The sequence below is a fragment of the Frankia sp. AgKG'84/4 genome (assembly GCF_023242965.2).
Lineage (GTDB): Bacteria > Actinomycetota > Actinomycetes > Frankiales > Frankiaceae > Frankia.
Map to the genome: position 1 here is coordinate 1 of NZ_JALKFU020000203.1, position 8530 is coordinate 8530.

Genomic DNA, 8530 nt, shown 5'->3' on the forward strand with positions numbered 1-8530 from the left:
TCGTTCGCCGACACATCATCGATCTGCACACCCAGAAAGACGATCCGCTCCTTGAGCAGCTTCGAGTACGGGTCCATCGCGTACTCGCCACGGGAGGTGCGCTCGACGATGTTCGGCAGCACCTGGCGGGCGGACGGCGCCTGCCAGCCGGCGTTCACCGGGCGCTCCCGGCGTCACCGAAGCCGGCGCGGGTGCTCGGGCGGCGCCGCGGGCCGATGCCGCCGGCCTTCCCGCCGGGCACCTCGTCCACGCGCTGCACGACGTGGTCGACCAGGCCGTAGTCGCGGGCCTCGACGGCGGTGAACCAGCGGTCGCGGTCGGAGTCCGCCTCGATCTGCTCGACCGTATGCCCGCTGTGAGCGGCGATGCGCTCCTGCAGGATCCGCTTGGTGTAGAGCATCTGCTCGGCCTGAATGGAGATGTCGGCGGCGGTGCCGCCGATGCCGCCGTGCGGCTGGTGCATCATGATCCGCGCGTGCGGCAGCGAGTAGCGCTTGCCGGTGGCGCCGGAGCAGAGCAGGAACTGGCCCATCGACGCGGCCAGGCCGAGGGCGACGGTCGCGACGTCGTTGCTGATGTACTGCATCGTGTCGTAGATCGCCATGCCGGCGCTCACCGAGCCGCCGGGGGAGTTGATGTAGAGGTAGATGTCGGCGTCGGGGTCCTCGGCGGCGAGCAGCAGCAGCTTCGCACTGATCGCGTTGGCGACGTCGTCCTCGACGACGGTGCCGAGGAACACGATGCGGTTCTCCAGCAGCCGGCCGTAGACCTGATCGTCCATGGTTCCCGCCGCGATCGCGGCGGCACCCCGCAGGTGGGGCACGAGGCTCGGGGCCGAGGAGGCGGGCAGCGCGGGCATCGTGGGCATCCTTCCGCCGGCCTGTCGGGGCTCGCCGCGGCGGGCGAGGGGCCGGCTCTGCCAGCGTCGCCCAGCGCGGGCCGTTCGCGCCGACGATCTGCCCGGAGCAGATCTGCCGAGGGCAGACAGCCACGCGTCGGCGCGTCAGCGACCGCCGGGCTGGCCCCCTTCGCCGGTGTTCTCGGGGCCGCGGGGATCGGCGTCGAGGGTGTTCGTGCTGGTCCTGTCCGGGCCGTCGCCGAGCGGGTCGGTGAGGAAGTCGAGGAACGAGTCGTCAAGGTCGAGGCCCCGGGCGGCGGCGCCCAGGGGGTCCTCACCCAGCTCGCCGTCGACACGCAACGACCGGGCGGCGTCGTCCTTCAGGCCGATCATGAAGTCCTCGGCGAGACGCACCTGCTCCTGCAGCGCGGCAAGCTTCTCCTCGGCGAGGCTGACCCAGGTGCGCAGCCGGTCGTGCAGCTCGGCGCGGTTCGCCGCAGTCAGTTCCGGCCGGCCAATTCGCTCACGCAGAGTGAGTAGCGAGCGCATCTCCTCGACGGTGAAGCCGAGCGGCTTCATCTTCTTGATCAGGAAGAACCGGTCGAGCGCGTCGTCGTCGTAGAGCGGGAAGCCGTCCGCCGTGCGATCAACCGGGACCAGCAGGCCCTCCTGCTCGTAGAACCGTACGGTCCGCAGGGACAGGGTCACCAGGGTCGCGACGTCACCGATCTCATAGCGTTCACCGCGGGCATCGGCCGAAGGTCTGGCACTTCTAGCAGTGGACAATTCAACCCTTATCACGGTAATCGTGGCGGCAGGTGCTCTGACTACTAGCGTCTGTGCGTCCGCTGCCCACGGCAACTCGCACACCGTAAAACTCCGGTGATTCTTCACATAAGCCGCCCGGGAACGACAGGGACAGCGGTGGCCTCCCCCGCGGCGGCAGCACTGTGCGGGCACAGCCCCCGTCGGCCGCCAGATGAAGATCCGGAATGGCCAGCACCGGGAATGCCGAAGCCCGCTCCGTCACCTACGGTACCCGATTGCGATCGTCCGTCAGGGCATTCCGCGGTACACGTCGAACCACACGCCGGCTCCCCCCGCCGCCCATCGGCGGGCGGCGGACGACGGACAGACGTTCACAAACCGTGCCTCCGTCAGACCGACCGGTGCGCATCGCCGTGCAGCCCGACGACGAAGTCCTCGGCGACGCCCGCCTGCGCACGCAGCGTGGCCAGTTTCTCCTCGGCGAGCACGACCCAGGTGCGCAGCAGCTCGCGCAGCTCGGCGCGGCGAACGTCGGACACGGCGGCATCGGCGAGCTCGTCGCGCACCGACAGCAGCGACCGCATCTCGTCCAGGGTGAATCCCAGGGACTTCATCTTCTTGATGACCTGCAGGCGGTCGACGGCCTCGTCGCCGTAGAGGCGGAAGCCGCCCGGGGTGCGACCGGCAGTTGTCAGCAGCCCGGCCTCTTCGTAGTACCGGACCGTGCGCAGGGAGAGCCCGACCCGCTCGGCCACCTCGCCTATCTGATATGTGGTGGCGCGGGCCGCGCGGAGTGCGGATGGTTCACGACGCGTCGTGGACAAGGTGACCCTATCGTTAGTCTCTCGCCGTCCGGAGCAAGGCTGATAACAGACCACTCTACGACGTTCCGGACAGCACGCCGATACCGGCGGTGCCCTCTATTCCAGCGGGCGCTCCGTGCCGGGACCGACGCGCGACGCGACGACGATCACTCTCGCCACCGGCCCGCATCGGTCGACGCCGGCAGCGTGACCAGGCAGTCTCAACGACGGGTGCGCGAAGCCCGGCGCCGCCCGGCGCGGGACGGCGTCGACGCACCGGCCCGCGGCGCGGGCCGCGACGCGAGGGTAGCCGTTGTGACAGGGAGAGAATTGTGCTGAGCAGGATCGACCACGTCGGAATCGCGGTGGCTTCGCTGGCCGAGGCCATCCCCCACTACGAGAAGGCGTTCGGCCTCAAGGTCGTGCACCAGGAGGACAACGAGCGCCAGGGCGTGCGGGAGGCGATGCTGCTGGTGAACAGCGGCGAGGCCGGCAGTTCCTACGTCCAGCTGCTCGAGCCCCTGCGCGAGGACAGCCCGGTCGGGAAGTTCCTGGTCAAGCGCGGACCGGGGATCCACCACATCGCCTACGGCGTGGCCGACATCGACAGTGCGCTGGCCGCGCTGACCGAGACCGGCTTCGATCTGGTGAACAAGACGCCGGTGCACGGCACCGCCGGCAGCCGGATCGCGTTCCTGCACCCCAAGGCCCTCGGCGGCGTCCTGACCGAACTCGTCGAGGCCGTCGAGGGCCACTGAACCGAAGGCCACTGAACCGAAGGCCGCTGAACCGGGCACGGAGGACGGCGGCGCCGTGACGGCCGGCGCGGCGGTGGCGGAGCGCCGCGGGCCGTCGGTCGAAGGTTGAGCGGGGGTCACGCGGGGCCGGATGGCCGCCGCGCGACCCCCGGCTCGGTTCAGCGGCGGCTGGCCGCGGCCGAGTAGGCAGCGGTGGGGACCGGGTCCAGCGCGGTCACGGTGGCGCCGTTCCACTGGAAGCGCACGGTGGACCCGCCGACGGTCGGGCAGCACATCGGGTCGCCCGGGCGGTACAGGTCGTACTGCAGCGCGACCACCCGATCCGTGGACCAGATCCAGCGGATCGTCGCGCTGGGCTGCGGCGCGTCGTTGCCGACGAACTCCCCGCGGTGGAACAGGAACGCCCGCTGCGGGTGCCCGTCGCCGGACGTCGAGAGCAGCCCGACGATCACGCTGAGATCGGCGCCCGGGTCGAAGCCGGCGAACGAGATCGGCGTGTAGCCGGCAGCCCGCACGACCGAGGTCGCCTTCGCCGCGCCCAACGCGGGTGTGCCCGTGCCCGACGCGGCACCGGCGGTACCGGTGAGTCCGGCGACCAACGTGAGCACACCGATCATCACTGAAACGACAAGTCCGCGACGTAGAGCCATGACACCCCCCAGGTTCCGTGTTGACCCGACCACGCTAGATGCACGGTTCGGCGGATGCCCATAGGACCGGGGCTATGCGCGCTATGTCGTCCGGTTGTTCCGGCAATATCCGGGGCTCGAGTCACCACTTCCGCCGTTGCCTCCCGACTGCCGCGGCAGGGACAACTCGGACGCGGACCCTGTGCGCAGGAACAGGAAGCCTCTCTCCCAGGCCGATCCGGCCCCCGGCGACCGCTCAGGCCGGTGGCGGTGCGCTGTCGCCGCGGGCGCGGCGGCCCCCGACGAGCCGGCCGCCGCCGCCAGGGGACGGGTGGTGCAGCCGCTCCTCCTCACCGGTGACGACGAGATCACCCAGGCGACCGACGTCTCCCCGGCGGGCGCGGTGGTCGGCACGTCGGCACCGTTCCCGCCACCGGTGATCACCAGCCCGCTCAGGCCGAGGAGCGGCTGGCGCTGGCTGGTCTCGCCGGTGGCCGGGCCAGCCCTGGCGCAGCGGCTCACCGTGCCCACGGGGACGGTCGGCGTGGAGGTCAACGGCGTCACCGACCTGGGTGAGGCCGGCGGCGTCGTCATCGGCCCGGCCACCTACGACCGCCAGCCGGTGCGCTGGTCGGCGGCGGGCACCCGGACGACCGCGCTGACCCCGCCGAGCACCGGAAACGACGTCATTTCCCAGGTCACCGCCGTCGGACCCGCCCAGTGGGCCGTGTACACCGGTGGTTCGATCAGCGGCACGTCGGTGATCGTCGGCCGCAACGGGACCCGCACCGAGCCGGGCGGCGCCCCCGACTTCCACGACGCGCGGATCATCACCGTCACGTCGATCGCCGGGCCGCGCACCGCGCTGCTGGGCACGACCACCGGCGTCGGGCGGGGCTCGCAGGGCCACTCGGTGATCTGGCAGGACGGGGCGACGTACAAGCTGCCGACGTTCGGCCAGCTCGACGTGCCGCAGTCGCCCTGCGTGTCCGCGATCCAGCCGGACGGCACCGTCGCCTACAGCGGCATCACGAACTACTCGCAGGACACCGGCTTCACCCGGGTGATGGCGCTGCGCCGCGGCGTGGCCGGCGCGGACATCGCGCTGCCGACCGCCGGCCGGGTCGGTTCGCTGGGCTGTGCGACGTTGGACACGCTGTCCGCCGACGGGTGGGTCGCCGGCTACCTGTTCGACGCCTCCGCCACCCCGGCCCCGGAGGTCGCCGCGCTCTGGCACGTCACGAACGGCGCGGCGCCGACGCTGACGACGATTCCCGTGCGCGCCGGGGAGACCGGGGTGCGGGCGGTGGCCCTCGCCAGCCGCGGCCGGGCCGTCGTCGTGGCCAGGGCCGCGGATGGTGCGAGCACGCCGTGGTTGTGGTCGAACGGTGCCCGCACCCCGCTGGCCCTCCCGGCCGGCTGGGCGCTGCGCGACGTCGTCGAGATGACCGACACCGGCCTGGTCCTCGCGAACGTGCGTAACAGCGAGGGGGCGGTCCGCCCGGTGCTCTGGCGCACCGCCGGCTGACCGGGCGGTCCGCCGGCGGGACCGCCCCGGCCTGCGGTTCGTCACCGTCGAGGGTGGTAATTCAGCACTAGTTCGCTATAGCTTCCAATGCGGCCCGCCGGATGCGCGATGCTGACTGCGCGGCGGCGCCAGCCGGGACACGGTGTGTCAGGGTTCCGGTGCTCTCCGGGGCTTGGTGCTGCGCGGGAGCCGGTACCGTCCGCGTGGCGGTGCTGGCGGGCAGGCGGTGCTGGCGGGCAGGCGGTGGCGCGCGTCATGCGGTGCTGGCGGGATCACGAACAGGGAGCTGATGTGGACACTGTCCTCAACGAGCTGCGCGCCGAGGTCGCCCGGCTGCACGCCGAGCTGCTGCGGTGGGAACTCGTCGTCTGGACGGCCGGCAACATCTCGGCCCGGGTGCCCGGCCGCGACCTCATGGTGATCAAGCCGTCGGGCATCAGCTACGACGAGCTGACACCCGAGTCCATGGTCGTCACCGACCTGGACGGCAAGGTCGTCGAGGGTGATCACGCCCCGTCGTCGGACACCGCGGCGCACGCCTACGTCTACCGGCACATGCCGCACGTCGGCGGGGTGGTCCACACCCACTCGACGTACGCGACGGCGTGGTCGGCGCGCGGCGAGGCGATCCCGTGCTCGCTGACGATGATGGCCGACGAGTTCGGCGGTGAGGTGCCCATCGGCCCGTTCGCCCGCATCGGTGACGACTCGATCGGCCAGGGCATCGTCGAGACCCTCGCCGATCACCGCTCCCCCGCCGTGCTGATGAAGAACCACGGCGTGTTCACCATCGGGACGTCGGCGAAGGCCGCGGTGAAGGCCGCGGTGATGTGCGAGGAGGTCGCGCGGACGATGCACATCGCCCGCCAGATCGGCGAGCCGACGGTCATCGCCCCCGACGACGTCGACGCGCTCTACGCTCGCTACCAGAACGCCTACGGCCAGTCCGGGAGCAAGTGATGGGGACGGCGACCTGCTGGTTCCTCACCGGCAGCCAGGGGCTCTACGGTCCGGAGACGCTCGCGCAGGTCGAGGCGCAGTCCCGGGCGGTCGTCGACCAGCTGGGCGACGCGGGGACGCTGCCCGTCCCGGTGACGTGGACGCCGGTGCTCACCGATCCCGGCGCGATCCACCGGATCATCCTGGCCGCGAACGCCGACCCGGACTGTCTGGGCCTCATCGCCTGGATGCACACCTTCTCCCCGGCGAAGATGTGGATCACCGGTCTGAACGCGCTGACCAAGCCGCTCCTGCACCTGCACACGCAGGCCAACGTGTCGCTGCCCTGGGCGGACATCGACATGGACTTCATGAACCTCAACCAGGCCGCGCACGGCGACCGGGAGTTCGGCTACATCCAGACCCGCATCGGCGTCCCGCGCGTCACCGTCGTCGGCCACGTCTCCGACCCGGCGACGCAGGCCCGGGTCGCCTCCTGGCAGCGGGCGGCGCGGGGAGTCGCGGCGACGCGCAGCCTGAAGCTCGCCCGCTTCGGCGACAACATGCGCAACGTCGCCGTCACCGAGGGCGACAAGGTCGAGGCCGAGCTGCGGTTCGGCGTGTCGGTGAACACCTACGGCGTGAACGACCTGGTCGAACGGGTCGACGGGATCGCCGCCGGCGAGATCGACACCCTGGTGGACGAGTACGTCGAGACGTACGACCTCGCCGACGGACTGGCGCCGGGCGGGGAGCGGCACGAGTCGCTGCGCTACGGCGCGCGGATCGAGGCCGGGCTGCGCTCGTTCCTCACCGAGGGCGGCTTCGGCGCGTTCACGACGAACTTCGAGGACCTCGGCGGGCTGCGCCAGCTCCCCGGGCTCGCGGTGCAGCGCCTCATGGCCGCCGGTTACGGCTTCGGCGGCGAGGGCGACTGGAAGACCGCCGTGATGCTGCACGCGGTGAAGGCGATCGGCGCCGGCGCCCCCGGCGGCACGTCGTTCATGGAGGACTACACCTACCACTTCGGCCCGGGCACCCCGAAGATCCTCGGCGCCCACATGCTCGAGGTGTGCCCGACGATCGCGGCCGACCGGCCCCGCCTGGAGATCCACCCGCTGGGGATCGGCGGCCGGGAGGACCCGGTGCGCCTCGTGTTCGACGCCGCCCCCGGGCCGGCGACGATCGTCGGCATCTGCGACCTCGGTGACCGTTTCCGCCTCGTCCTCAACGAGGTCACCGTCGTCCCGCCCGACGAGCCGCTGCCGAAGCTGCCCGTGGCCCGCGCGGTGTGGGAGCCCAAGCCGAGCCTCCCCACCTCCGCCGAGGCGTGGATCACCGCCGGCGGCCCGCACCACACGGTGATGTCCACCGCCGTCGACACCGACCAGCTCGCCGAGTTCGCCATGATCCTCGGCGTCGAGCTGCTCGTCATCGACGGCGCGACGAACCGCCGGGACTTCGCCGACCGGATCCGCTGGAACCAGGCGTACTACCGCCTCGCGCAGGGCTTCTAGGCAAAGGGGCGGCCGGACCGTGACGACACCATCAGCCATCGGCGAGGACATCGGCGCGGGCCGGACCGCCCTCGGCATCGAGCTGGGCTCGACGCGGATCAAGGCCGTCCTCACCGGCCCCGACCACGGCGTGATCGCGGTCGGTAGCCACGACTGGGAGAACCAGTTCGTGGACCGGGTGTGGACCTACTCGCTGGACGCGGTGTGGGCCGGCCTCGCGGGGGCGTTCGCCGCGTTGCGCGACGACGTGCGCCGCCGCCACGGCGTGGAGCTCACCGGCGTCGGCGCGCTCGGGATCTCGGCGATGATGCACGGCTATCTCGCCTTCGACGCCGACGGCGAGCTGCTCACGCCGTTCCGCACCTGGCGCAACACGAACACCGGGGCCGCCGCGGAGATCCTCACCGCCCGGTTCGAGCATCAGATTCCGCACCGGTGGAGCGTCGCGCACCTGTTCCAGGCCGTCCTCGACCACGAGGAGCACCTCGGCCGCCTCGATCACCTCACGACGCTGGCCGGCTACGTCCACTGGCGGCTCACCGGCGAGAAGGTCCTCGGGATCGGCGATGCCAGCGGCATGTTCCCCATCGACATCGCCCGGCGCGACTACGACCAGGCGATGCTCGCCGCGTTCGACGACCTCGCGGCGGATCAGGGCGCTTCGCTGCGCCTCGGCGCGCTGCTGCCGGCCGTGCGGTGGGCCGGGCGTCGATCGAGCGGGCGAGCGCCTTGGCCAGCATGGTCTTGCCG

9 protein-coding genes and 1 pseudogene are annotated in these 8530 nt (G+C 71.6%); 5 read left to right on the forward strand and 5 right to left on the reverse strand.

The window, feature by feature from the left end; translation table 11 throughout:
- From clpP to MXD58_RS14125, 4 genes and pseudogenes are all read right to left on the reverse strand, one after another.
- A pseudogene (gene clpP, locus MXD58_RS14110) lies at positions 1–158 on the reverse strand (ATP-dependent Clp protease proteolytic subunit); the annotation flags it as partial.
- Entirely contained in the window at positions 155–859 is a 705-nt protein-coding gene (locus MXD58_RS14115; RefSeq protein WP_374616097.1) for a ClpP family protease, read from the reverse strand. The gene MXD58_RS14115 and the pseudogene clpP, both read right to left, overlap by 4 nt.
- Before the next feature lie 144 nt (positions 860–1003).
- Entirely contained in the window at positions 1004–1798 is a 795-nt protein-coding gene (locus MXD58_RS14120; protein ID WP_308301964.1) for a MerR family transcriptional regulator, read from the reverse strand.
- A gap of 197 nt (positions 1799–1995) precedes the next feature.
- Positions 1996–2430 carry a MerR family transcriptional regulator gene (locus MXD58_RS14125; protein ID WP_250609389.1) on the reverse strand — a complete coding sequence of 145 codons (435 nt, stop codon included), beginning with the start codon at positions 2428–2430 and terminating at the stop codon, positions 1996–1998.
- A 311-nt stretch (positions 2431–2741) separates the two neighbouring features.
- On the opposite strand from MXD58_RS14125, the gene mce reads away from it, so the two are divergent.
- Entirely contained in the window at positions 2742–3167 is a 426-nt protein-coding gene (mce, locus tag MXD58_RS14130; RefSeq protein ID WP_248837752.1) for a methylmalonyl-CoA epimerase, read from the forward strand.
- A gap of 158 nt (positions 3168–3325) precedes the next feature.
- Here the strand turns inward: mce and MXD58_RS14135 are convergent, their stop codons facing one another.
- Entirely contained in the window at positions 3326–3784 is a 459-nt protein-coding gene (locus tag MXD58_RS14135; protein WP_308301965.1) for an LppP/LprE family lipoprotein, read from the reverse strand.
- 346 nt (positions 3785–4130) lie between these two features.
- Between MXD58_RS14135 and MXD58_RS14140 the strand changes: the two genes are divergently transcribed.
- The 4 genes from MXD58_RS14140 to MXD58_RS14155 form a co-directional block, all read left to right on the forward strand.
- The gene (locus tag MXD58_RS14140; protein ID WP_250609390.1) at positions 4131–5324 is read left to right on the forward strand and encodes a hypothetical protein; all 1194 of its coding nucleotides are present in this window, start codon (positions 4131–4133) and stop codon (positions 5322–5324) included.
- A 291-nt stretch (positions 5325–5615) separates the two neighbouring features.
- Positions 5616–6284 carry an L-ribulose-5-phosphate 4-epimerase gene (locus MXD58_RS14145; RefSeq protein WP_248836902.1) on the forward strand — a complete coding sequence of 223 codons (669 nt, stop codon included), beginning with the start codon at positions 5616–5618 and terminating at the stop codon, positions 6282–6284.
- Complete coding sequence (gene araA, locus MXD58_RS14150; RefSeq protein WP_248836903.1) at positions 6284–7780, forward strand: L-arabinose isomerase; 1497 nt, start codon at positions 6284–6286, stop codon at positions 7778–7780. Before MXD58_RS14145 ends, araA begins: the two co-directional genes overlap by 1 nt.
- A gap of 19 nt (positions 7781–7799) precedes the next feature.
- Positions 7800–8530, forward strand: a 731-nt coding sequence (locus MXD58_RS14155) for an FGGY family carbohydrate kinase (RefSeq protein WP_250609391.1), incomplete at its 3' end; no start/stop codon positions are given.

What these genes read in the sequence shown, in the direction of transcription:
- MXD58_RS14115 (WP_374616097.1), bottom strand. Translation starts at nt 859, where the DNA reads ATGCCCGCGCTGCCCGCCTCCTCGGCCCCGAGCCTCGTGCCCCACCTG.
- araA (WP_248836903.1), top strand. Translation starts at nt 6,284, where the DNA reads ATGGGGACGGCGACCTGCTGGTTCCTCACCGGCAGCCAGGGGCTCTAC.
- MXD58_RS14135 (WP_308301965.1), bottom strand. Translation starts at nt 3,784, where the DNA reads ATGATCGGTGTGCTCACGTTGGTCGCCGGACTCACCGGTACCGCCGGT.